The organism is Streptomyces altiplanensis, from assembly GCF_053591575.1.
Genome location: NZ_JBSFUB010000080.1, coordinates 1 through 24,231 on the forward strand (window position 1 = coordinate 1; position 24,231 = coordinate 24,231).

A 24,231-nucleotide genomic window follows, 5' to 3' on the forward strand; every position below is an offset into this window, starting at 1 on the left:
GGGCCGGCCGTCGTACCGGCGGCCGGCCCCGCCCGGCCCCCGGCTCCTTCAGGCTCTTCCGGTCCTGTCCGGACGCGGAACCTGCCGTCGCTCTCGGCGACGATCAGTTGCTGGCCGAGGGCGTGGGCGGCGGTGTCCGGCTGGGCACCGGTACGGAAGCCCTCGTCCTCCAGGACCTCCAGCCAGCGGTCGGCCGCCAGCACGGGGCTTCCCGGAATGCGCAGCTCGGCGTCCCGGTACAGCCACCATCCGTCCAGCAGCCCGAACGTCAGGTGGGCCAGGATCGTGTTGCGGCTCATCTCGTTGATGAACAGCAGGCCGCCCGCGCGCATGGCCGCCTTGACGTTGCGCAGGGTGCCGGAGATGTCCGCGGTGGCGTGCAGCACGTTGGTGGCCACGACGATGTCGAAGCCGCCCGGCTCCACGCCCTGGTGCCCGGGCGGGCGCCCCGCGTCGAAGATCCGGGTCGTCAGGTACGGGTAGCGGGGGCGCAGCCGCTCTTCGGCGCGGAACAGGAACGCCTTGGACAGATCGGTGTAGCAGTACTCGGCGATGCGGTCGCCGAACGGCTCGAGGGCCTCCAGCACCTTCGCGCTCGTCGCACCGGTGCCGGCTCCGACCTCGAGGATGCGCAGTCGCCTCGACGAATCGGCACGGCCCCAGGCCCGTACGGCGTCGGCCACCAGGACGCTCAACCGGTCGTTGAAGTGGTCGGCGACCGGATCGCCCCGGTAGATTCCCTCGACCCGTGACATGGAGGAGCCCGGGAAGAGGATCTCGGTGGCCTGCCGGGTGCCGGTGAGGACGTCGGCCAGAGCCAGCAGGCACGACTCGACCAGGTCGGCCTGCGCCCGCTGGTTCTCGTTGGGCTGCCATCCGTCGCGCTCGGCGTGCCACTGCCGCCACAGTCCGGCCCGGTCCAGACCGTGGGCGGCCGGCCCGACGCGGCGGCGGTCGCCCACGAGCTCCACGAGCCCGGCGCGGGCGAGCAGCCGGTCGCTCTCCTCCATCCACCGGGCGTACTTGGCGAGGACACGTTGGTCCAGGCCGTCCAGGGCGTCCGGGCTCTCGGGCTGTCCGGCCCCCCGCGGAGCGAGGTCCCGGAGCGTGACGAAGAGCAGCTGGGCCGCCAGTTCGCACATGCGCGGGTGGGGCAGGAACGCGTGCAGCCGCTCCACCTCGCCGCGCGGCGCGCGGTGGGCCGCCACGATCTCGCCCCGTACGGACGGCAGGACGGCCGGATGGCTGGCCTGCCGCTCGTCGAGCGCGAGTCCGCGCAGCGCCTCGTCATCGAAGGTCCGCATCAGCACGACCTGGCTGTGCTCGCTCCCGAGGAACGACTCCAGGGCGTTCAGCGCCTCGTCGGGGTCGAGCGAGTCGATGCCGACAGCCGCCATCCGCTCCTGGTAGAAGGGGTCGCTGACCACTCCGGTCACACCCCAGTAGCCCCAGTTGACCGCCTTGACCAGGGGCAGCCCGCGCTGCTGGAGTTCATGCGCCAGGGCGTCCTTGAAGGTGCATCCGGCCGCGTAGTTCGCCTGGCCGGCGGCCCGCGCGAAGCTTTCCACCGAGGAGAAGAAGAGGACGAAGTCCAGCGGTTCGGCGCCGAACACGTCAGCGATGTTGACGCCGACGTCGGCCTTCGAGGCGAGCGCCGCACGGAAGACGTCCTCGTCCATGTGCGTCAGCGTCCTGTCGGCCAGCACGATCGCGGAGTGCACCACGCCGTCGATGCGCGGGTGGTCTTCCTTGATCTGCCGGTACGCGGACAGCAGGCTCTCACGATCGCTCGCGTCCGCCGAGATGTAGCGGGGGGCCCGCGCGCCGACGGCCCGGGCGCGTTCGGCGAGCCCGGCGAGTTTGCGTTCGATCGCTTCGTTCAGCGGCCGGCGGCCGATCCACACGATCGACGCCTGGTACCGCTCAACCATGGAGCGGCTCCAGAGCTCACCGATACCGCCCGCGCCGCCCACGACGACATGGACACCGTGCCGGCGGTACGGGCCGGTGGCCGGTTCCGGACCGGTGACGGGGAGCAGTTCCTGCGAGAACCAACGCCCGCCGCGCAGGGCCACCGTGGTGCCGGGCCGCACACCGGTCAGCCGTCGTTCGCCGCCGAGCAAGGCGTCGACCGGTTCGCCGGAGAGTTCGTGGGGCAGATCGACGAGGTCGATCGTCCAACGGGTGTGTTCCTTGGCCAGGCTGCCCATCAGCCCGTGGACACCCGCGTGCGTCGCCGCGACCCTGTCCCGCTCGCGGACGAGCTGAGTGCCGAAGGTGTACGTCGTCCAGGTCATCTCCCGGGTGCCGTGGCCCAGGGCCAGCAGTGCCTTGACGATCCGGAAGACTTCGATCACGCCGCGTTCCTGGCCGCCGATCATGTCGTCGGAGCCCTCGGCCGGGGCGACCCAGACGACCTGCGCGATGCGGCCGACGGCTCCCGGGCGTGCGGGATCCGCGGATGCTTCGCGTATACGGTCGGCTATTTCCTGGATCGAGGCGCCCGGCGGAAGGCCGATCGTCCGGTGACGGGGGTGGAGGGCCCGAAGTCCCACACCCAGCCGGCGACCGGAGTCGAAGACGAGCACCTCGCCGTCCGGGGTCTGCGGGGACGCCTCGCCGGAATGCCTCGGCTCCCACACGGGCAACAGGGTGCGCAGCCGTGATGCGCGGGTGGGACGGTCCGCGGGTGCTCCGAGCTCCCGGTAGGCGAGTCCGCGCAGGATTGCGCAGACGCGGCCCCGCTCGTCGATGAGGTCTATGTCGAGCACCCGGCCCGCGCCGGCGGCCCGCTGTCCCGCTGCCGGGCGCACCCATGCGTACATCGTCGGGCCGAAGGGCGCGTGGACGTCGAGCCGGTCGAGCGCGAACGGGACAGAAGTCGCCCCGTGCCCGTCGGCGGTGGTGTCCGGACCGGCGGCCGTGTCGAACGCGGGGTCCAGGCCGAGCGAGGCGTGGATGGCCGCGTCCAGGAAGCTCGGGTGGAGGGTGTAGTCGGCCAGTGAGCCGTCCATGTCCCCGGGCAGCGACAGCTCGGCGAGCACCTCGCGGCGCCCGTCGGATTCTCCCCGGTGCAGGGTCCGTACGAGACGGAAGCCCGGCCCGTACTCGACGCCCGCGCGTGCGATGTGCGCGTAGCACTCCGCCCCGGACATCGACCGCAGCCGAAGGCCCGAGCGCAGCCGGTCCAGTTCGACGTCCGGCGGGGCCACGGCGGGCTCGGTCACCGCCCGGCCCTGGACGTACGAGCGGCCACCGTCGCTCAGGAGCTCGAAGCGCAGCGGTCCCGCGCTCGTGGCACCGTCCGCCTCCTCCTGCGTGCGGCGTCGTTCCGGGGCGAGGGTGAACTCGATGTCGCGGCCGTCGTCGCCGACGGCCACCGGGCGCACCCAGGCGACGTTCTTGAGGACGGTTCTGCCGCCCTCGCGCTCCGCGCCGGTCAGGGCACGCCGGACGGCGGTGTACGCCATCTCCAGGCAGGCCACGGCGGGCAGCAGGCGCCGGCCGCCGACGACGTGGTCGGCCAGCACGTACTCGTCGCCGGTGAAGCGGGAACGGTAGCGCTGTCCGTCCAGTCCCGACACGTTCTCGTGCAGCAGCGGGTGCAGTCGCGCGGGCTGCTCCCCGCCCGCTGTGGTTCCCCGCCGCGCCGGCGTCCCGGGAAGCTCCCGCCGGATACGCCGGGCCGGTGCGGGCCACGGGTGGGTCACGGGTCCGAAGGCGTACCCCGGCAGGCTGACGCGCCGGGCCGCACGCGGACGGGGCAGAAGGCCCCAGTCGACGTCGGCACCGTCCGCCCACGCCTTGGCGACCTTCTTGAGCTTGCCTTCGGCCAGTTGGCGCGCGAGCTTCGTGTCCCGGGTCCTCGTGTCCTGCCGCTCGGCCGCCCGGGCCCCGCTCCCCGGCCGGGGGCCCGTGAAGCGCCGGGGCGATCCGTCGCCGGTCGGGTCCTGGACGAACGCCTCCAGCTCGGCCGCCAGTCGGCGCGGGGTGCGCACGACGAACGCCACCCGGCAGGCCATCGGCACCCGGCCCACCTGGAGCGTGTGAGCCAGGTCGTCCAAGCGCAGCGAGGCGGCCCGGGAGCCGCGCAGGTACCGCAGCAGTCCGGCGGCTGCGCGCACGAGGTCGTCGGGCGTGCGGGCCGAGAGCGGCACCAGCTGGGGCACGGTGTCGCCGCCGGTGTCCACGGTCGCCCCCTTGTTCGTGTCTGCGCCGCTGTGCACGCGTCCGGTCGTATCCGTGGTCGTGTGTGCGGTCGGACGTGCCGTGGCGGCCGGGCCGCCGTCGCGTACGTACTCCTCGAAGACGGCGTGCGCGTTGGACCCGCCGAGCCCGATGGAGCTCTGCGCGGCGCGGCGCGGGGTGCCGCCGGCCGGCCAGACACGCAGCCGGTCCACGACCCGGAACGGTGAAGCGTCCAGCCGCAGCTGCGGGTTCGGCCGGTTGTAGTGCAGGGTCGGCGGGATCTGCCCGTGGTAGAGGCTGAGGAGGACCTTCACGCTGCCCGCGAGTCCGGCGGCCGTGTCGAGGTGGCCGATGTTCGACTTCACCGAGCCGATGCCGCAGTAGCCGGTGTCGTCCGTGTGCTCGCGGTACGCCTCGGTCAGCGCCGCCAGCTCGACAGGGTCGCCCAGCTTCGTGCCGGTGCCGTGCGCCTCGACGTAGCCGATGGAACGGGGGTCGATGCCGGTGCGTTCCAGAACCGTCCGGATCAGCCGGCTCTGCCCGTTGACGCTGGGGCTGTAGAAACCGGTGGCGTCCCCGCCGTCGTTGTTGGTCGCGATGCCGCGCAGCAGGCCGTAGATGTGGTCGCCGTCGGCGACGGCGTCGGACGCGCGGCGGATCAGCAGGGCCACGGCTCCCTCACCGCCGACCATGCCGTCGGCATCGGCGTCGAACGCCTTGACGTGGCCGTCGCTGGAGAGGTTGAGACCTGGCTGGTGGATGTAGCCGAGGCCGTCGACGCTGTTCGCGGAGGCGGCCGCCACGAGCGCGAAGCCCGACTCCCCCGTCAGCACCGCGCGGGCCGCCAGGGAGAGCGCGGTCAGTGAGGAGGAGCAGTTGGAGTGCACGGACATGCTCGGCCCGCCGAAGCCGAGCTGGTACGAAATCATCGAGGCGACCGTGCCGCTCTGGCTCATGACCCAGGACAGGTACTGGCGGGGGTCGTCGAGCACGGCGGCCGGATTCTCGGCGGTGTCGTCCGGCGCACCGTAGAAGTGGTTGCCGGTGGAGACGTAGACGGCGGTGTCGGGGATGTCGCGGTGGTCGTAGCCCGCGTCCTCGACGGCCTTCCAGGCGTGCAGCAGGAGCTGACGGAACTGCGGGTCCATCAGTTCCACGTGGTTCGGGGAGAGCCGGAAGAACTCTCCGTCGAAGTCCTCCTTGCCGTCGAGGGAGGAGCGCAAGGGGACGTAGGCCGGGTCGCGCAACACGTGTTCGGGCACACCGGCCTCGCGCAGCTCCTCCTCCGTCCAGCGGCGCACGGCCTCGTCGCCCCGCTTGAGGCTCTCCCAGAACTCCCAGTGGTCGCGGATGCCCGGGAAGCGGCAGGCGATGCCGACGATCGCCACCGCGTCCTCGGGCACGGACCCCCCACCGGCCCCGGCCTCCGGCTCGGGCGCGGCCTCCGGCCCGGGCTCCGGCTCCGGTTCCGGTTCCGGTTCCGGTTCCGGGACACGTACGGCGTCCGGCGCGGGGGCGACGTCCCGCACATGCGCCGCGATGCTGCGCACGGTGGCGTACTTGAACAGATCGGCGGCGGCGAACGGCACTCCGAGCCGTCGGCTGATCCGGTCGGCGAGGACCACGGCCGACAGGGAGTTGCCGCCCACCTCGAAGAAGGAGGCGGTGGGGGCGAGGTCCCGCACCTTGAGGACGTCCTGCCAGATGGCGAGGACCTCCTTCTCGGCGACGGTCCCGGCGGTCTCCGGTGCCCGGGAAACGGCGTGCGTCGCGGGAGTCACGGGCGCGGGCCGGAGCACGGGCGCGGGCGCCGGCGGGGCCGCGGGCGCGGCCAGCGACACCTCCCGCGCCATCAGGTCGTTGCGGTCCACCTTGCCGCTGCCCGTCAGCGGGACTGCGTCGATCGCCACGAAGAAGTCGGGAACCATGTACGTCGGCAGCAGCCCGCGCAGATGCTCCTTGAACGCCCCGGAGGAGTCGCCCGCGGCTCCCGCGCGGCGCGGGACGTAATACGCGACGAGCTGCTTGGCACCGTCCTCACCGCGCGCCACCACCACGCACTGGGCGACGTCCTGATGCCTGCCCAGGTGGTACTCGATGTCACCCAGCTCGATCCGGTATCCACGGATCTTCACCTGGAAGTCCAGTCGGCCGAGGTAGTCGATCTCGCCGTCCTCGGTCCAGCGGGCCAGGTCTCCGGTGCGGTAGAGCTTGCCGCCGGGCACGAGATCGTGGTCGATGAAATTCTCCGAGGTCAGGTCGGGACGGTTCACGTAGCCCCGGGCCACTCCGGTACCGGCGACGCACAGTTCACCGGTCTCCCCGGCCGCCACCGGCCGCAGCCGCTCGTCGAGGATGTGGACCCGGGTGCCGGCGACCGGCCTGCCGATGGTGGTCGGGGCGTCGAAGCGAATACGTCCGCCCGTGGCGTAGACGGTGGTCTCCGTCGGCCCGTACAGGTTCCACGCTTCGCAGCCGGTGTCGCGGAAGTACTCCTTCAGCGTCCTGGGCAGTGCCTCGCCGCCGCAGAGGATCCGTACGCCCTCGTGATTCCGCCAGCCGGAGTGGAAGAGCATGCTCCAGGTCGCGGGCGTGGCCTGCATGACGGTGGGCCGCACCGTTGCGACGCGCTCCTTGAGGCGCTCGACGTCCTTGATCGTCGGGCTGTCGCAGACATAGCAACGGGCACCGCTGACCAGCGGCAGGAACAGCTCGACCTGCGCCATGTCGAAACTGATGGTGGTGACGGCGAAGAGGGTGTCCGCCGCACTCATGCCGGGCTCCCGCCGCATCGAGCGCAGCAGATCGCCGAAGCCCCGGTGGGCGATCATCACGCCCTTGGGCCGGCCCGTGCTCCCGGAGGTGTAGATGACGTAGGCGAGGTCGTCCCCGGTCACCTCGCCCCGCACCGGCCCCTCGGCCGGGGCGGCGGCCGCTATCCGCTCCCGCTGTTCGTCGAGCACCAGCAGCGAGGCCGGCACCGCGTCGGCGCCACCGGCGCGCGGGCGGCCGTCGGACAGGTTCCGGGCGCGGTCCTCGTGACGTGCCTGGGTGACGATCAGGGCGGTGCCGCTGTCGGCGACGATGTCGGTCAGCCGGGCGACGGGCAGCTCCGGATCGAGGGGCACGAAGGCCGCACCCGCCTTGAGGATCCCGAGCAGCGCGACGACCATCTCGGCCGACCGGTCGAGCAGGACGGCCACCAGGTCGTTGCGTCGCACACCCCGTTCCACGAGGTACGCGGCGAGGGCGTCGCTGCGGCGGCTCAGCGCCTCGTAGGTCAGCACCTCCTCCTGACTGGCGACCGCGACCGCGTCGGGGGTCCGGCGCGCCATCTCCTCGAAGAGCTCGTGCACGCAGGCCCCGTCGGTCCCGGCCGTGTCCGCGGACCGCTCGCACAATTCGGCCAGGGGCGTCCCCGGCTCGTCGCACACCGCCGTCAGGACGCGTACGAAACGCTCCGCGAGCTGCTCGACGAAGGGACGGCTGTAGAGCTCCGGCTGGTACTTCCAGTACAAGGTGAAGGCGTCGCCGCTGCCCCAGACCTCCAGTGAGAGCTCGTACTCCCCCTCCTGGTGGAGCTCGTCGACGAGTTCGTACGGACGGCCGGGGCCGGAAATGCCGTCGAGGACGTCCTGGAAGACGAACGCCGTCTGGAACACCGGGGAGCGGCCGGGGGGCGTGTCCGACGGGAGTTCCCGGACCAGTGCGGAGAAGGGGTGGCTGTGCAGCATGTCGTCGGCGACGTCGCGCTGCACGGCGGAGACGGTCTCGCCGAACGTGGCCCCGTCCGGGAGCACGACGCGGACCGGCACCATGTTGATCATCAGCCCCATGGTCCCGGCGAGTTCCTCGCCGCCGCGCTCGTTCACCGGCATTCCGACGACCAGCTCGCGCCGGGCGGCGACCTCTCCGGAGCTGTCGGAGTGTCCAGGGCCTCCGGTCCGGCCGGAGCCTTCGAAGTGGCCGGAGTACGAGACCAGGGTCGCCGCGTAGGCGGTGAGCATCGCCGTCGAGACGAAAGCGCGCCGGCCGGCGGCCGTTTCCCTGATGCGGGTGACGAGTTCCGCGGGCACCCGGTCGACATGGGTGTCCCCGGCGAAGCGGTCCGTCAGTGCCGTGTGGGCCCGGTCGGTCGGCAGGTCCAGTACGGGCAGCGGTCCGGCGAGCCGGTCGCGCCAGTACGGGAGGATCTCCCCGCCGCGCTCGGCCAGGGTCCGCCGTTCCTCGGCCACGAAGTCGTGGAAGCCCGCGCCGGCCCCGGCGTCGAGATCCGTGGGCGCCACCGGGCCGGCCCCGCCCCGCAGCGCCTCGTACGCCTCGAACAGCGCGGTCATCAGCAGCCTCGCCGAGCTGCCGTCGAAGATGACGTGGTGGACGGTGATCAGCACGATCGACCCGTCCGCCGGGCGGTCGAAGACACGGACCCGGAACAGGCCCTCCCCATCCGCGGAGGTGCCGTCCATGACGAACGGCCTCTTGCTCTCGCGCCGGACGGCCGCCAGCGCCTCGCCCTCGTCGACGACACCGGTCAGATCGACCCGGGCGAAGTCGGGCTCCCGACCGGGATCGACCGACTGGCAGGGGGTGTCCCCCTGCCGGTGGATCACCGTGCTGAGCACCGGATGACGTGCCACCAACGCCCGGCACGCCTCCTGGAAGGCCGGTACGTCCAGGTCGGCGACGCGGAAGCACAGCGGCACGTTGTACGCGGCCATGTCCGGGTACGCCCGCTGGAGCGCCCACAGACCGTGCTGCCCCTCGGAGAGCCCGTAGGTGCGCACCCCGGAGCCGGACGGCGCGGGCCGCCCCTGCGGTGGCTGCTGCCGCAGCTCGCGCAGCAGGTTCCCGACCTCACTGCTGCTGATCCTGCCCGCCCGGTAGTCCGCGATGAGGGCGTTGAGCTCGTGCTTCACTTCTGGTTTCTTCCTGTGTCGAGGAGCGCGATGGCGTCATCCAGGTGCAGGGCGCCGGTCTGCAGGCGCTCGAGCACCACCAGGACCTCCGGCTGCGGGTCTTCCGCCCGCTCGGGCCGCTGGGGGCGTGGCTGTTCCCCGGCTCCCACGGCCACCAGGCGCGACAGTTCCGCACGGCGCCGCACGGCCAGGTGCGCGGCCAGCTCGGCGACCGTGCCGTGTTCGAACAGGGTGCTGGGCAGGAACCCCGGGTCGACCGTGGCGACCAGGTCCCTGGTCAGGCCGACGGCCCCCAGCGAGGTCAATCCCATGGCGATCAGGCCGGTGTGGGCGCCGACCTCACGGACCGGCCGTCCCAGACGCGCTGCGACCAGCTGACGCAGGAAGCCCCGCGCCTTCTCCTCGGGCGTGTGTCCGGGGCGTGCCGTGTCCATGGACGGTGCGGGCAGTTCCTCGTCCTCGGGGACGAACCGCCAGTGGACGCCGCCGTCTTCCGGCACACCCACGGGCGCCGCACCCGCGGGCACGCCGTCCGGCACCGCGCTCCGGGCCGGACCGGCCGGCACGGGCACGACGGGCCCCGCGACCCGCGCGCTGTGCGCCGGCACGCCGTCAGCGAGCACCTCACTGCCGCTCACCGGTACGCCGGTCACGGGTGCCCCGCTCATCGCCTCGATGGTCGCGGCGGGCGTCCGCTCGGCCGCGTGCCCCTCGCCGCGGCGGGGGGTGACCCAGTGCCGTTGCCCGGCGAAGGGATAACTGGGCAGGTGCAGGCGGCGCGGTGACGTCATGTCGTGCAGGGCGCTCCAGTCGACCGTGTAGCCGCCGAGCCAGAGCTCGGCGATCTTGTCCCATTTGCCCTGGGCCGACCAGCGGCCGACCAGTTCCGCGCGCAGGTCGTCCTCGTCCAGAAGCCGTGCGTCCCGGAGCTCCTCGGCTCTGCGGCCCCGCCACACGTTCCCGGCACCGGCGTCGGCGCCCCGGGCGATGTCGTCGAGGGCGCTCCTCAGCTCGTCGAGACCGTACGCGAGGATCACGGCCCGTTCCGCCAGAGCGACCCGGCCGGTCCGGAGGGTGTGGGCCAGCGCCGCGAGATCCGCTGCCGCCCCTTCCTCCGTCTCCAGGAAGCGCGCCAGCTTGGCTGCGTAGGCACGCAGCCGTTCGTCGTCCGTCGCCGACAGCGGTACGAGCACGGGAGCCAGCCGGCCCTCGCGCATCTCCCGTGCCGTCGCTCCGACCACCGGGGGCGCCTCTTCGAGGACGATGTGCGCGTTGGCACCGGTGGCGCCGAAGGCGCTCACCCCGGCCCGGCGCGGCGTACCGGGGCCGGCCGCCGGCCACTCCTCCAGCTCCGTCTGCAGACGGAACGGCGAGTCGTCGAGGCCGAGGTAAGGATTGGTCCGCTCCAGCCGCACCAACGGAGTCAGCGTCCGGTGGTGAAGCTGGAGCACCGCCTTGGTCAGCCCGCTGATCCCGGCTGCGGCCTCGGCGTGCCCGATGGCGGACTTGACGGATCCCAGCGAGCAGAAGCGCTTGGCGTCCGTGTACTTCTCGAACGCCCGCCGCAGTGCCTGGATCTCGATCAGGTCACCGATCTCCGTGCCCGTGCCATGGGCTTCGAGGCAGCCGAGTGAACCCGGGTCGACACCCGCGCGGTTCAGGCAGTCCTCGATGAGGGCGGTCTGTGCGGCGACGGAGGGCACCCGGATGCCCGGCGTCCGGCCGGAGTGGTTGACGGCGCTGCCCTTGATGACTGCGTAGACCGCGTCACCGTCCGCGAGCGCCGACGCCAGCGGCTTGAGCAACACCGCCCCGACGCCTTCGGCGGAGACGTAGCCGTCTCCCCCGGCGCCGAACGAGCGGGCCGGTGCCTCGCTCGCGAGCAGTTCCAGCGCGCCGTAGGTCCGGTACTTGCCCGGGTGCAGCGAAAGGTTCACACCGCCCGCGAGGGCCGCCCGGCACTCCCCGCGCCGCAGGCTCTCGACCGCGAGGTGCACGGCGCTGAGCGAGGAGGCGCACACAGTGTCGACGGCCATCGAGGGGCCGCTGAAGTCGCAGAAGTGCGAGACCCGGTTGGCGATGGACGCGGCGTTCAGTGACAACGGAGCGGGTCCCCGTCCGGTGCGGCCGTCCGGCCGAGCGGCCTCGTGCTGAACCAGCACGTAGTCCTTGTGCATGACGCCGGCGAAGACGCCGACCGCCCGGCGCGGGCCGTCACCACCGGAGGCGGTGAGACCGGCGGGTGTGTACCCGGCGTCCTCGATCGCCTCCCAGCAGACCGTCAGGAACATCCGTTCCTGGGGGTCGAGGAGGGCAGCCTCGTCCGCCGGGATCCCGAAGAACTCGGCGTCGAAGCGGTCGACGTCGTCGATGAAGCCGCCCCAGGCCGACATCTTCCGTCCGGACGGCGTGCGCTCCCCCTCGAAGGTGTCGCGCGGCCACCGGCTCTCGGGCACCTCGGTGACGCAGTCCCGTCCTGCCTTGAGGTTCTCCCAGAACTCGGCGACATTCGCCGCCTTCGGATACCGGCCGGCCATGCCCACGATCGCGATGTCACCCTCGCCGTACTCGTCCACCGGACCGGCGGACGGCTCACCGCCACCCACGGCCGGCGCGACGGGCTCCACGGACGGCACGGACGGCGCCGGTGCGGCCGGCTCCGTGGGCCGGACAGGACTTGTCGGACTCAGACGGTGATGGCGTACGAGATGCGCGACCAGTTCGGCCGCCGTCGGGTGCTCGAACAGCAACGTCGGCGACAGCCTCGTCCCGAGCCGCTCCCCGATCTCCCCCGCAGTCCTCAGGAGGGCGGCGGAGTCCAGGCCAAGGGCGTAGTAACTCGTGTGCATGCCCACCTGGTCCGCCGGAACGCCGAGCTGGGCGGCGAGGACCGAGGTCACCGCGGCGCCGATCCCGTCGGACGGGAGCAGAACCGCGTCCCGGCCGGCGGACTCGGCCCGGTCCGGGGCGGCGACGATCCCGGAGGGGGATCCGGTCCCCGTGCCGGTCCCGGTGACCGTTCCGGCCCGGACGGCGGAATCGGCTCCCGGCCCGCCGCCGCGGCGCGCGGGATCGATGTGTCCGGCGTCGCGCACCACCTTCGTGGTGAGGTCCGCCAGTTCGCCGACCTTGTGCCCCTCGATGTCGAAGAACTCCATGGTGAAGGTGAGCAGTTCTTCCCGCCGCTCGATCGATTCGCGTCGCACCCGCGTGTAACAGGCACGGTCCAGCGAGGCGCCCGCCCGGAACGAGGCGTAGTGGAGCGGCAGGAACAGGCGCTGCTCGCCGCCCGCCGGCACCTCGCCGAGGGCCACCGCGCAGGCCGCCACCGCGCTGCCGTCGATCAGGGCGGGGTGGAACAACCGCTCGCCCCGGTCACGGCTCGCGGCTCGTTCGTCAAGGGCGACCCGCAGCCAGATGTCGTCGGCCCCGGTGTACACGGCGCCGACCGCCTTCATCAGGCCGGAATGGACGAGTTCCTGTGCGCGGAAGTCCCTGTAGATCTCCTCGAGGTCGCGCACCCGCCCGTCGGGATCACGCAGCACGGCCCGTACCTCGTCCGGAACGTCCGTCCCGAAGCCCGTGGTCCCGCCCGCCACCCGGTGCATCTCGGCGGTGACGTACGGCGTTGCCACCGCCCTGGCGCCGGGGCCCTGCGCCGGGGCGTCGGTCACGGTGATGCGCCAGCTGTCCGGGGTCTCGGCGCGCGCTTCGACGCGGATCTCCACGGCACCGTCGGCGTCCAAGGCCAGCGGCCGGTAGATGGTCACGTCCCGGAGGGAGAGTTCGCGGTGCGCAAGCCCCGTCGCAGCCTCCTCGAAACAGCCGTACAGCAGGTCGATCCATGCCAGGCCGGGCAACAGCCGCCGCCCGTAGACACGGTGGCCGTCCAGGACGGCGTCCCGGGCGTCGATGCGCCGTGTCCACACCATCGGCGAGGTGGCGTCACCGACGCGTTCACCGGTGCGCACGTCGGTCCGGTTGAGCTCGGGGAGCTCGACCGGGCGGCGCCGCACCGGAAGGCGAGGCACGTGGTGTCCCACGACGACGTGACCGTTGGTACCGCCGTCGGCGAAACTGCTCAGTGCCGCGTACGGCAGGTCCGTCGCACCGGCGTGCCTCGGGAAGTCGAGGCGTGCGGGGTCGAGCGCGTAGTGCTCCAGGGGCTGGACGCCGGACAGGAACGGCACCGTGCGTTGGTGGTGGACCATGAGCGCCACCTTGATGAAGGCGGCGATGCCTTCGGCGCAGAGCGGGTGCCCGATGTTGGGCTTCATCGAGCCGAGACGCAGAGGTCTGGTCCGGTCCTGTCCGTAGACCGCCTCGATGGCCTTGAGTTCGAGGAGGTCGGTCATCTCGGAACCGGAGCCGTTGACGTCCAGGTGGGCGACCTGGTCCGGTCGGCGGCCGGCCTGACGGAGTGCTTCCCGCATGACCTCCTTCTGGGCGGCCAGGTTGGGGGTCGCCGGTCCGGCGGTCCGGCCGTCGTTGTTGATGGCCAGGCCTTCGACCACGGCGTACACCGTGTCGCCGTCCCGCTCGGCCTGGGCCAGTGGTTTGAGGACGACGACGCCCGCGCCCTCGCCCAGGACGACGCCGCCGGCCCTGCGGTCGAAGATGTGGAACTCCCCGTCCTCCCGGAGCAGTCCACGGCGGCGGAACAGCTCGTGGGCGGAGGGGTCGGCCAGCAGGCTGACGCCCGCGACCAGGGCCAGGTCGATCGAGCCCGCCACCAGCGCGTCGGTGGCGACCTTCATCGCCACCAGCGAGGACGAGCAGGCCGTGTCCATGACCATGGCGGGGCCGTGCCAGTTGAAGAACTGGGAGACATTGGCGGCCAAGTAGTTCTGTCCGACGGTCATGACCGGGTTGCGCGCCTCGCCGACGAGGGCGTCGTCGGTCTGGCTGCGGCTGCGGGCGCCGACGTACACACCCGTACGGGTGCCGTCCAACTCCCCGAGCCGGTACCCGGCGTGGTGGACGGCCTTGAGGCTCTCCTCCAGCAGCACCAGGGCCTGGGGATCCATGGCGCGGGCGTCCTCGGCGTGCAGCATGAAGTAGCCGGGATCGAAGCCGAACACATCGTCGATCAGTCCGGCGTGGAAGCCGGTGGGACGTCCCCAGCGGCTCGTGGGGACCTCACGAACGGCGGAGCGGCCCTGGGAGAGCAGGTCCCAGTAGGCGTCGACATCGGGTGCGCCGGGCAGTCGGCAGGCCATGCCGATGACGGCGACGGCCGTGCCGCGCCCACCGTCGCCCCCGCCCTCGGCAACCGCCACGGGCGCGCGGGAGTCCGGTGCGGTCCGGGCAGCGGGTTCGGCGGGGGCAGGTGATGCGGCAAGCGACCCGTCTTCCGGGGCGCCGGGCCGTTTCCCGTCCACGCCCTCCGCCGTCTCCTCGTCCGGGCGGGCGCGTTGCGGCTCGTCACCAAGCCGCGCGGCGATCTCCGTCGGGTACGTGTTCAGCAGCCACGTCGCGAGTTCGCTCAGGGTCGGGTACTCCAGGAGCGTCGACGGGTCGAGCCGGACATCGAGACGCTGACGAATCTGTTGCAGGACCTGCGCCAGCAGAATGGAGTCGGCGCCGTAGTCCGCGTACGAGGTCTCGGCGTCCAGCTGGCCCGGCTTGAGCTTGAGCTGGCCTTCGAACGTACCGCCGAGGAAGTCGGTGAGCCGCCTCACGAGGGGTCCGTCGGCAGTGGGCGCGGGGGCGGCCACCGGCACGGACGCGGTCACCGGTGCCGTCGCCGCGGCGGTGGCAGGCGTCCGGGGAGCGGGGACGGCGGGCGCCGCCGGACGCGCGGCCAGCAGCGCACCCCGGTCGAAGAGCCCGGCGTCGACCCGGACCGGCATGACGACCGGACCGCGCCACACGGCCAGGATCTCGTCCAGGAACGCCAGGCCCTCGGCGTTCGTGATGCTCAGGAGCCCCGTGTCGGTGTACGCCTGGTTCGTCACCTCGCCGAAGCCGGCCTCCTGCCAACTCGGCCACTGGACGCTGGTGATCGGCAGGTCGGCGGCGTGCGCCCGCGCGAAGTAGTCCATGAAGGCGTTGCCCATCGCGTAGTCGCTCTGGCCCACGCCCAGCGTGGGGACGGCCCCGGAGACCGACGAGAAGAGCACAGCGAACCTCAGCGACCGCGCGTCGAGGGCGGTCAGCAGGTTCCGGGTGCCCTCGATCTTCGGGGAGACGACGCGGGCGATGTCCGGGACGGGCTTGCGGACGAACGCGGGGTTACGGGTGTCGACCAGCCCGGCGGCGTGGATGACACCGGTGACACGCCCCAGCGTCGCCTCGATCGTCGCGATGCCCGCGGCCACTTCGTCGGCGCGGTCCAGCGGCAGTGCGAGGACGCGCACCTCGACGCCACGCGCCTCCAGCTCCAGGACGGCGTCGATCTTCTCGCGTACCGGAGGCGGGCAGGCGTCGGCATCGGTCCACCGGGCACGCGGGGGGAGGGCTTCACGGCCCGTCAGGACCAGTCGGCGTACACCGTAGTGCTCGACCAGATGCCGTGCGCACAACAGGCCTAGGCCGCGCGTTCCGCCCGTCACGAGGAGAACCTCGTCGTCGGCGAAGACAGGCCGGACGGTTCGCGCCGCGACCGGCGCGCTCTCTTCGAGCACCGGGGCGTGCCGCACTCCCGCGCGGTAGCAGACCTCGGCCTCACCGCTCTCGTCGCCGAGTTCGCGGTGGATGACCGCCGCGAGTTCGGCGTCCTCGCGTACGGCGGGATCCAGGTCGGCGTGGCACGAGGTGAGGCCGCGGTACTCGCTCTGGAGCAACCGGTAGAGCGCGGCACGCGCGGCACCGGCCAAGTTCACCCGCTCGCCGTCGGCCCCGGACGCCGCCGGCGCGTGCGCCCCGACAGGAGCGGACACGCCCGGCGTCTCCAGGCCCTGGGTCACGTACAGCAGACGGATGTCCCGGGACGCCTTGGCGTCGAGGGCGCTCTGCAGCAGCGCCAGCGCCCGGCCGGACGGCCGGTGCTCGCTGATCCCGTCGACCGCGTCCGCCCCAGGGGTTCCGTCGCCGCCGGTGCTCGCCGCCATGCCGGTGAGGTCGATCCAGGCCGAACACCTGCCGATGCACTGGGCGAGCACGGACTCGGCACCCGGGACGGCCTCCAGCAGTGTCGCGTCGTCGAACAGTGCCGAGAGGGCTTCGGCGAGACGCCGGGTGGACCGGTCGTGCAAAACGACGACGGCGGTGTGCCGCGTCCGTGCCGTACCTGTCGGGGCCGGCCGCCACTGTTTGGTCAGGAACAGGGCCGCGCGGGACGGGGATTCGAACCCGGTCGAGGGGCCAGTGCCGGCAGCGGCCCCGGTCGTGCGCACGGTCGTGGCCCCGGGCACGGGCCGGGTGCCGTTCGTGGAACCGGCCCGGGCCTCCGGTCCGGCCTCGGTCACCTGTGCCGTCTCCGGTATCCAGTGCCGTTCACGGGCGAACGGGTAGGTCGGCGCACTGATCATGCGGGGTGCGGGGGTCGTACGGGTGCGCAGTCGCCGCCAGTCGGGCGACGCGCCGCGCACCCACAGTTCGAGGAGCTCGGCCGGCTTGTCGCGCTGCACCAGCTTGTCGAGGGTCTCCGCGAGCTCTTCGGCGGGGATGAGCGAGAGGGTCTGCCTGTCCCGCTTGGCGTTGCCCCGGTACAGGCCTTCGACGCTGTCCTCGCCCGTCAGGTACCGCTCCAACTTCCCGGCGAGCGCCGCGAACGAGTCGGCGATCACACCGAGCCGCTCGTCCATCGCCTCGCGCCCCGCCTGCAGGGTGTAGGCCAAGTCCGCCGGGGTGGTCCGAGGGGAGCCGGCGGCATCGGCCTCGCGGGCGAAGCGCAGCAGTTCGGCCGCGTACGCCCGCAGCCGCTCCTCGTTCTTGGCGGAGAGCGGGAAGAGCAGCGGTGTCCGCGTCGCCGTCGACGGTGCGGGACGCAGATCCACGTGTTCGGCCACCACCAGGTGCGCGTTCGAGCCGCCGGCGCCGAACGAGGAGATACCGGCGATCCTCGGGTGGGTACGGCCGTCGACGACCGGGCGCTCCCAGTCGCGCAGTTCCTGGTTGACGACGAACGGGGTGCGGGTGAAGTCGATGTTGGGGTTCAGCGTCGCGGAGTGCAGCGACGGCGCGATCCGGCCGTGCTGGAGCTGGAGCAGCACCTTGGTGAGCCCCGCGATCCCGGCGGCGCTCTCGCAGTGCCCGATGTTGGACTTCGCGGAACCGAGGTAGCAGTACTGGCTGTCGGCGGTGGCGGGAACGCCAGGGGCGGGCGCGGTCCTGAACGCCTGGCTCAGTCCGGTGATCTCGATGGGATCGCCGAGCTTGGTTCCGGTGCCGTGCGCCTCGACGTAGCTGACGGTCCTCGGGTCGACCCCGGCCTCGCGCAGCGCACCGTGGATCGCGGCCTGCTGCGCGCGCGGGTTCGGCACCGTGTAGCCGTTGGTGCGGCCGCCGTGCGACATGCCGCTGCCCTTGATGACGCCGTAGATGTGGTCGCCGTCGCGTTCGGCGTCGTGCAGCGGCTTCAGCAGGACGACACCGACACCCTCACCGGGAATGTAGCCGTCCCCGCCGATGCCGAAGCTCTCGCAGTGCCCCTTGCCTGAAATGAACTGCCCGGTGCTCAGGGCCAGGTACTTGTTCGGGTGGACCGTCACGTTCACCCCGCCCGCGAAGGCCAGTTTGGTGCGGCCCTGGCGGAGGTCCCGGCAGGCCAGTTCAACCGCGGTGAGCGAGCTGGAGCACATGGTGTCCACGGTCATGCTGGGGCCGTGCAGGTTCATCACGAAGGAGACGCGGTTCGCGACGCTGGCGTAGCTGCTGCCGATCGCGTTCGGGTTTCCACGGATGGTGTCCCCGCCGGGGAACAGCAGCTGGTACTGCCCCCACATCACTCCGGCGTACACGCCGACCTGGCCGTCGCCGTCCTCACCGTCGGTGTGCCGCAGCCGCTCCCGGGTGTAGCCGGCGTCTTCCATCGCCGTCCAGGCATGCTCCAGGAACAACCGCTCCTGGGGGTCGAGGTAATCCGCCTCGTGCGGCGATATGTTGAAGAACAGCGGGTCGAACCGGTCGACCTCGGCGATGAACCCGCCCCACCTGCTGTAGTGACGGCCGGGCCGCGTGCGGTCCTCGGAGTAGTAGGCGCGCCAGTCCCAGCGGTCCTTTGGTACCTCGACGACACAGTCGCGTCCGTCCCGCAGGTTCTGCCAGTACTCCCGCAGGTCGCGCGATTCGGGATAGCGGCCGGAGAGACCGATGATCGCGATGTCCAGCGCCGCGGACTGCTGCGCCCCGGTGCCGTGGGCGGCCTCCCGAGCGGCGTCGGCGGGAGACACGGGGCCGGAAGGCACGGCGGTTTCGGCGGCGGGCGGGGCAGCCGGTGTTCCTGTCCGGGCGAACAGCGTGTCCAAGGTGGCTCGGTGGCCGGCCACGAAGTAGGCGCTCAGCTCGGCGAGGGTGTGGTACTCGAAGAGGAGCGTCTTGGACAGTGAGCCGAACGTCGTCTCCAGCCCGGCCGTCAGCTCGGTCGCCAGTATCGAGTCCATGCCGTACGAACCGAGCGGCTCGTCCTCTTCCAGCTCGGCGAGCGGCAGCTGGGTGATGCGCGACAGTTCTTCCTTGAGGAAGCGCACCGTCTCTTCCTTGAGGAAGCGCACCGTCTCTTCCTTGAGGAAGCGCACCGTCCGCGCTTCGAGCGCACGGTCGTCCTCGGCAGCACTCACACCGTCGGCCTCACCCGCGCCGGCGGCACTGGATTCGGCGGTCGCTGCGGAAGCACTGGACGCGATGGGCGCACCAGCGACCGGCGTGGCGGGCAGGTGAGCGGCGGGCTTGTCCGATCGGCTGCGCTCCTCGTCCCCGTTCAGAAGGGCTTGGAGGCGCGCCTCCTCCCCCGCTCCTACGACCACATGGGTCTCACCGCTGGTCAGCGCACGGTGGAAGGCCGCGACACCGGCCCCGGTCGTCATGGGCAGCAGCCCGCTGCGCACCCGCAGCGCCCGGCGGGTGGCCTCGTCGGCCCCCATCCCTCCGCTGTGCCACAGGGGCCATCCGATGGCCACCGTACGACCGCTGCGCCGGCCTGCGTCGACCAGTGCACCACGCTGCCGCGCGAACTCGTCGAGGAAGGCGTTGGCCACGGCGTAGTCGCCCTGCCCGACGTTTCCTGTCGCGCCCATGATGGACGAGAACAGCACGAAGAAGTCCAGGTCGGCGTCCTTGGTCGCCTCGTCGAGATTGCGGCAGCCGTCGAGCTTCGGTGCCAGGACACGGCGGAACTCCGCCACCGGCTTCTTCGTCAGGAAGTTGTCCTGGATCACGCCCGCGGCGTGGATCACGCCGCGCAGCGCACCGTGGCGTCGCACCAGTTCGGCGACGAGCCTCCCGGTGGCCGGCCCGTCGGCCGCGTCCAGGACGTGGTACTCCGCCTCGACGCCCTCGGCACGCAGTGCGGCCAGCACGGCGTCCTTCTCCGGGCTCAGCGGGGACCGGCCGGTCAGGCAGATCACAGCGCCCTTCGCCCGCCGGGCGATCTCCTCGGCGAAGACCGGTCCCAGACCGCCCGCACCACCGGTGATGAGGTACACGCCGTCGGCTCGCCACCGCACCGGCCGGGGTGTCACTGGGCCCCCGGTCTCGGTGTCTCCGGAAGTACCGGCCTCGGGGAGGGGCTCCCAGCCGAGGACGGTACGGCCGGCATCCCCGGCATGGCTGATCCGGTAGTCCTCGGACGAGCGGGCGTCCTCCTCCAGCTTCGCGACCAGATACGGGGCCGGGGAATCGGCGGGTACTGCGATGACCTGCCCGACCAGGGCGGGGTTCTCCAGTCGCGCCGTCCTCAGCAGGCCGGACAGTGCCTGGTGCGTCGCTCCCTCGCCGTGCGAGGGCGTGAGCACCTGAAGGAGCACGGAGCCCGTGGGCCTGCCGAGCAGAAGGCCCTTGACCGTGCGGAGCAATTCGACCGCCCACTCCGCGACCATCGCCCGGGCAGGGGCGGACCCGATCTCCTCGGGCGGTTCCACGAACGACAGGTGCGGTGCCAGGGCACGCAGTTCACCCAGCCGGTCCTCGAAGCCGCAGGCGAGGACCAGCCGCGCGGTGTGGCCGGAATCCGCGTCCGGGGCCGACGCGCGCGTGACGACAGGCTGTTCGCGCCATACAGGCCGGAACAGCGTCACTTCTCCTGTGGCGGCCGTCCCGGCCGGTTCCGTGTTCTTCCGCATGGAGTAGCCCCGCAGTGACGCGAAGATCCTTCCCTGTTCGTCGCAGAGGTCGAGGTCCCGCCGCCGCACCTGACTCGATGCGCCCGGGACCTCACGTATCCAGGCGTAAGCGGATACCGGCGTGTTCGCGAACACGTCGAGACGGTCCAGGGCGAAGGGCAGGGGCGCGCTCCATGGCCCTGCCGCGGCGTAGAGGTCCGGTGCGAACGCTGCCTGCAGCGCACCGTCGAGCACGCTGGGGTGCAGTACGTAGTCCCCCATGGTGGGGACGGCGCCCACGGGCAGGGTGAGGAGGGCCAGCAGCTCCCCTTCCCCCAGGTGTACCGATCGCACGGCGCGGTGGGTGTCTCCGTAGTCGAGCCCTGCGGCACGCAACGCCGCGTAGTAGCCGTCGGCTTCGAGCACCGCCGCGCACATGCGGGACTTCAGTTCCTCGATCGGGAGCGGAGCCGGCGGGGCGACGCGCCGGCGTGACCCGACGCCTCGCGAGTGCACCACGTGCGCCCCTTCGGAGAGAGGGCCGGTGCGGATCTCGTACGACACCCGTTCTGCCACGTCGGCCTCGGTCCCCGGGCCGCCCCCGGCGGTACCCGAGCCGCCCGTCAGGACGGTGTGGACCGCCCTCCCCCTGTCCCGCACGACGATGGGCCGGGTCCACACCACGTTCTCCAGGCACAGCGCAAAGGCGCTGTCCGGGGCCGCCGACAGCGTACGGTCGAGGGCCTCGCGTGCCATCTCCAGGTACGCGACGGCCGGCAGCACCGGCTCGCCGCCCACGCGGTGGTCACGCAGGAAGGGATCCCGCGGGGTGAACGTCGAACCGAAGGCGGCCACCTCCGTGCCGTCTGCCGCCGCTTCGCGCTGGAGCAGCGGGTGCCGCCGCTCGCGCTTCGGCGCTTCCACAGCTGCGGCGCGGTCGAGCCAGTAACGTTTCTTCGCGAAGACATGGGTGGGCAGCGGGACGCGCCGTGGGCGCTCGACGCCCTGGTGGAGCGCTTCCCAGTCGACCTTCGCGCCCCGCACCCATGCGGCCAGCACCTCGCCGGGCGAGCGGTCCGAGCCCACAGAGCGCTCAGGGCCGATGACCGGGGGCGTCACGCCGTTCCTCTTCGCGCGTCCCCGAAGGACGGCGGGCGGGAGCGTGTCACCCGATACGAAGGCCACCAGAAGGCTTTCGAGCGAAGCGGTATCCGTCGGCAGCAGACCGAGACGCTCGCTCAGGGCCTCGCGGCCCACCTGCGTCGTGTAAGCGAGGTCCCTGAGACCGGCGTCGGCCGGCCGCTCGCGCCGCAGATGAGCGAGCAGGAGCTCCGCCTGGCGTACGAGCTGCGGCTCGGTCTCCGCCGACAGCACGACCACGGACGGAGTTCGTTCGGCCGAGACCGGTTCACCGTGCCCGGCTGCCTCCTCACGGACGGGGGCAGGGGCCTGCGCGACGATCACATGGGCGTTGCTGCCGCCCGAGCCGAAGCTGCTGACCCCGGCGAGGCGGGCGGGACGGCCGTCGAGTTCCCAGTCCGCGAGCCGTTGCGCGACGGAGAACGGCGTGCCCTCCAGGGTGATCTTCGGATTGAGCCGCGAGAAGTGGAGCGAGGCGGGGAGCTTCTGATGCCGCATGGACAGCACGATCTTCATCAGCCCGGTGATGCCCGCGGCGGCTTCCAGGTGCCCCAGGTTCGTCTTCACCGATCCGATGGCGCATGGCGCCTCGCTCCCCTCGAAAGCCCGGGCGAGCCCCTGGACCTCGATGGGATCGCCGAGCGCCGTGCCGGTGCCATGCGCTTCGACGTAGCTGATGTCGGAGGCGGCCACCCTCGCGTCGGCGAGCGCCGCCCGGACCAGGCTCGCCTGCATGGACGCACTGGGTACGGTCAGACCGCCCGCCTGGCCACCGTGGTTGGTGGCGCTGCCCTTGATGACGGCGTGCACATGGTCGCCGTCGTCGAGCGCCGCCGTCAGCGGCTTCAGCAGCAGGACGGCGCCGCCCTCCGAGCGCACATAGCCGTTCGCCGACTCGTCGAAGGTCCTGCAGAGGCCGTCGGGCGACAGCATGCCCGCCAGGTGGTAGGCGATGCTGTTGGCCGGATGGCACAGGAGGTTGACGCCACCGACCAGGGCCGTGGTGCACTCCCCCGCGCGCAGGGCGCGCACCGCCGAGTGCACGGCCACCAGGGAGCTGGAACACGCGGTGTCCAGTTGGACGCTCGGGCCGCGCAGGTCGTAGAAGTACGAGACGCGGTTGGCGATGACCGCCATGGAGGTCGCCAGTCCGCTGTGCGCCCGTACGGGGAGCCGGTCCGTGTCCATGATCCGCTGGTAGTCCGACCCGCTGGCACCGACGAAGACGCCCATCGGCGCGCCGGCGACCGCGCCCGCGGGATATCCGGCGTCCTCCAGGCACGCCCAGGCCAGTTCCAGCATCCAGCGCTGCTGCGGGTCCATGCGCTGCCCCTCATAGGGCGTGATGCGGAAGAGGGGCGCCTCGAAGGATCCCGCGTCGGCGACGAATCCGCCGCGGTCGATCCCCGGGTGGGTGTCGGGGCCGATGCCTTCGGGCCACTGCCAGCGTCCGTCAGGCAGCGGCCCGACCGCGCAGCGCTCTTCTTCGAGGAGCTGCCACAGCGCGGTGGGATCCTCGATGCCACCGGGCAGCCGGCAAGCCATGCCGATGATCGCGATGTCGCGCTCATCGTGCTGCCCCGCGACCGCGGGGCGAGCCACGTCCTTGTCCCGGTCGGCGTCTTCGCCCCCGGCAGGGCGTCCGCCCCGGACGGCAGACCCGACACGACCGGGAGATCCGGCAGGGTGACGGGACTCGGCGGGCACCCCGGGTTCCTCGGGCTCGGGCTCGGCGATCGGTCCGGTTCGGATCGGTCGCGGTATGTCCGGCGTGTGGCTCGATCCCTCTTCCCTGAGGCCGTCGAGGTAAGAAATGATCCGTGCGCCGGTGTTGTGCTCGAAGAAGAAGAGTGAGTCGAGCTGAACGCCGAACCGGGTCTTTATCCTGTCCTGGAGATCAAGCAGGCCTGCGGAATCGAGTCCCAGCTCGAAAAGCGGGCTCTCCAGCGGGTTCGTGATTCCCTCGTGCCCATCGGAGCCACCGAGTACTTCCTCGATGAAATCCAGCACCTCGCGGTGCAGTTGACTGGTTTCGGGAATATCGACGGACAGCGCCGGGGCATCCTGTGAAAGATTCCGAACTCGCTCCCGACGGCGGGGGAGATCGTAGACCACGAGGACGCCGTTGCCTCCGTTGACGAGATCACCGGGGCGATATCCCGGAACGAGACAGCGAACCTCTGCCCCGTGCAGCTGATGCATACGCAATACGGTGTCGAGACAACGCCCTTGCTCGTTCGCCGCCCGAATGTACTCACGCAGTTCGAACTCCGGATGCCGCTTGAAGTCACGGCACCGCGTCACTCCCACCGCCACCTCGGCGCCCCCGGCCTCATGGCTCCACGTCAGCAGGTGTTCCAGCAGCATGTCGCCGAATCCCGAACTCTGCTCGTGGGGATCGATATTCAGCGAGAGCACATGCGCGACCGCGCCGTCGGGCCGGTGAAGCCGGTCGGCCGTATCGAATCGAACGGAGAGCAAGTCGTCCACGTTGTCGATGCGCTGAGAGTAGACGACACCCCGGACGACATCTTCGGACTCGACGACGAACTGTCCCGCAGGGTGAGCGAAAAGGCGCTGCTTGATGACCTGTTCGGATATTCGAAGATCCTCGGACCAGCAGAGGCTTTCCAGCTCCATGAGCCGAGGCATATCAGAGAGACGAGCGCTACGGACGACGCCCTTGCGATTCTTGAGCATGAATGAGTCCGACCCGCCCCCCGCGCCCGGCACTTCACAGTGACCGAACGACCATCTTTCTCGCCCCTGAAGGCCGTACCGATTGA

The 24,231-nt window shown here is 71.6% G+C and carries 3 protein-coding genes and 1 pseudogene; 1 reads left to right on the forward strand and 3 read right to left on the reverse strand.

Annotated elements, in window-relative coordinates:
* From ACWD0Y_RS27610 to ACWD0Y_RS27620, 3 genes and pseudogenes are all read right to left on the reverse strand, one after another.
* A partial coding sequence (locus ACWD0Y_RS27610; RefSeq protein WP_450263036.1) for an amino acid adenylation domain-containing protein occupies positions 1–9,104 on the reverse strand: 9,104 nt, incomplete at its 3' end.
* Positions 9,101–23,047 carry an SDR family NAD(P)-dependent oxidoreductase gene (locus ACWD0Y_RS27615; RefSeq protein WP_450263043.1) on the reverse strand — a complete coding sequence of 4,649 codons (13,947 nt, stop codon included), beginning with the start codon at positions 23,045–23,047 and terminating at the stop codon, positions 9,101–9,103. The genes ACWD0Y_RS27615 and ACWD0Y_RS27610, both read right to left, overlap by 4 nt.
* Positions 23,048–23,260: 213 nt before the next feature.
* Positions 23,261–23,647, reverse strand: a pseudogene (locus ACWD0Y_RS27620) (acyl carrier protein); the annotation flags it as partial.
* Between ACWD0Y_RS27620 and ACWD0Y_RS27625 the strand changes: the two are divergent.
* Entirely contained in the window at positions 23,633–24,151 is a 519-nt protein-coding gene (locus ACWD0Y_RS27625) for a hypothetical protein (RefSeq protein WP_450263037.1), read from the forward strand. The pseudogene ACWD0Y_RS27620 and the gene ACWD0Y_RS27625 overlap by 15 nt on opposite strands.
* Positions 24,152–24,231: the final 80 nt, after the last annotated feature.